General features: G+C 70.6%; 2 protein-coding genes. Both read right to left on the reverse strand.

The genetic code is table 11. The features are described from left to right. Positions 1-106 precede the first annotated feature (106 nt). Entirely contained in the window at positions 107-1,333 is a 1,227-nt protein-coding gene (locus SY1_RS02485) for an efflux RND transporter periplasmic adaptor subunit (protein WP_015556068.1), read from the reverse strand. Positions 1,334-1,355: 22 nt separating this feature from the next. Continuing rightward, positions 1,356-2,628 (reverse strand): ABC transporter permease (locus SY1_RS02490; protein WP_208872622.1); only part of this gene is annotated, 1,273 nt, incomplete at its 5' end.

Raw genomic sequence — 2,628 nt, forward strand, 5'->3', positions numbered from 1 at the left:
TTTCAGGGGAGGCAATCCGTATTAAACGCGAATCGGTATCAATAGGCATCCATTGGTGTGTCTTCGGAGCACGTCCTCGATATCGGGCGACGTCCGGCCGCCGCGATCAGCTCTCCGCTTCCCGCTCCACGACCCGCGCCCCGTCGGTCAGGTCCGACGCGGGGTAGAGGATCACCCGCTCACCGGGCCGAAGCCCCTCCAGCACCTGGGCCTCGACGCCGTTGTCCCGCCCCGTCTCGACGGTCCGAAGCCTCGCGACGCCGTCCTCGACCACGAAGACGGCCTGCTTGCCGTCGTTGCGAAAGAGCGCGCCGGAGGGCACGGTGAGGGCGTCCCGGTCCTCCCACACGACGATCCTGGCCTCGACGCGGAACCCGTGTCCCAGCCTTCCGAGGGACTCCGTCAGGTCGGTGAACCGGACGACGACGTTCACCCGCTGTTCCTCGACCCCCAGGGCGGAGACCTTGGTGAACGCGAAGGGCTCGACCTTCTCGACGATGCCGTTCAGGGGCCTGTCCCCGCCCCAGCCCGACAGGACGACCCGGTCGCCCGACGTGACGCGGACGGCCTCCGAGGACAGGAGCTCGACGACGACCTCCAGCCCGCCCTCGACGTCCCCGACCTCCATCAGAGGGGTCCCGGCGGACAGGGGACCCTCGCTCTCCCGCATCACGCGCAGCACCCGGCCGTCGGCGGGAGCGCAGATGGGGATGACGTCCGCTGCGGTCGTTTGGGGCGCCGTTTCGCTGTCGCCGAAGCGGCGCAGCCGCGACAGGGCGCCCTTGCGCTCCGCCTCCCGAACGGCGATCGCCGCCTCGGCGTTGTGCAGGGCCGCTGCGGTGGTTCGGGCCTCCCTCTCGGCCTGGTCCAACTGGAGCTGGCTGGCGGCTCCGGAAGCCCTCAGGCTGCGCATCCGGCGCAGTTGCATTTGAGCCAGGTCCCGATCGGCGACGGCCCGTTCCCGGTCGGCCCGCGCGAGCTTCAGCGCCGCCTCCGCCGCGGCGAGGTCGGCGCGGCCCCGGTTCTCGTCCCGGGCGTCCAGGGGCGTGGGCACGGACGGCACCATCCTCGCCACGACGGTCTTCCCCGCGGCGACCGCGTCACCCGGCCGGACCTCCACCCGCAGCAGGCGACCGTTCACCGGCGTGGACACCGTGTAGGCGTCGCGGACCCGCGTCCGTCCCTCCTCATCCACCGTCAGGGTCATGGGCCGCCGGGCCACCTCCTCCATCTCAACCTCCAGGGGGAGGGGACGGAAGGCATAGGCCAGAGCGACGGCGATCAGGGCGACGGCGCCGAAGGTGAAGAACTTCCTTGAAATTTTTTTGTGCATCTTCTAACGGCTCCCTTGTCCGTTACTCCCTCGTCTTGATGATGGAGACGAGGTCCGCCTTGTCCATGATCCGCTTCACCAGCCACCCTGAGACGACGGCGGACCCCAGGACCACTGCGGCGCCGGTTCCGGCGCTCGCCGAGGTGAAGTTGGTCGGGATCTGGTAGAGGTCCATGCTGAAGGCCTCGGCAAACAGGAAAAAGGCCCCGTAGCCCAGAAGGGTTCCCCCCACCAGCGCCGCAAGGGTGACGACCGCCAGCTCGCCCAGCAGGACGAAGGCCGTTTCTCCCCTGGTGAACCCCATGACGCGCAAGCTCGCCAGGTCCCGGGCGCGCTCGGCGTAGGCGATGCTCGCGGCGTTGTAGACCACGCCGAAGGCGACCACGCCGGCGATCGCGAGGATGAGGTAGCGCATGGAGCCGGGCCCGCTGTCCATCTGCTGCCGAAACGCCGCGCGGGAGTCGCTTTTGACCCTTACGCCCGCTATGAAGGGCATCCGCTTGAGCGCCCGGTAGATGGAGGATGCCTTCGCCGCGTCGATCCGGAGCCAGGCCCCGGAGACGCGGTTCGGCTCCCGCAGCGCCCGGTTCAGGGAGTCCAGGTCCATGAAGGCCGGGGCGCCCATCACCGTTCCGGCCACGCCGACGACGGGGAGGGAGAGCCGTGGCCTCCGCCCCGTCCGCACCTCCACGTCCAGGACGTCGCCCGCCCGCACGCCCAGGGTGTTCGCGAGGGTGCGCCCCAGGACGACCCCGCCCGGCCGCAGGGGGATGGGGCGCAGATCGGCGTCGAGGGCGAGGTTGAGGCGCTGGGGCGAGATCAGGCCGTCGATCGTCCCGTGATGCTCGCGGAGCCCGTGGCGCAGGATGACGGGGACGCTGCGCGCCGGCTCCGCCTCGATCACGCCGGGCAGGCTGCGCAGCTCGTGGAGCGTCCGGTCCGAGGCGGCGTCGTTGAAGACGACGGCCACGTCGCTGCGGTCGAAGATGTCGAAGGTCAGGGATACCGTCGTGTCGAAACTTCCCAGGATGGCGATCATGCCCACGGACAGCGCCATGCCGAAGGCGATCCCCAGCGCCGCGCCGATCATGCGCCCCGGACGCCGGAGCAGGCGGCGCAGCACCATGCGACAGGGCTGGTCCAGGCGTGCGTCGAGGCGTCGGGTCAGCCCCCCGGTTCGGCTGTAGTCCGGCGGGGCGGGCGGGCGCATCGCGGAGGCCGGGGTCAGCGCAAAGACGCGGCGCAGGACGAAGCAGCCCCCGGCCGAGGCCGAGGCGATGCTCACCAGAAAACCC

Source organism: Fretibacterium fastidiosum, from assembly GCF_000210715.1.
GTDB lineage: Bacteria > Synergistota > Synergistia > Synergistales > Aminobacteriaceae > Fretibacterium > Fretibacterium fastidiosum.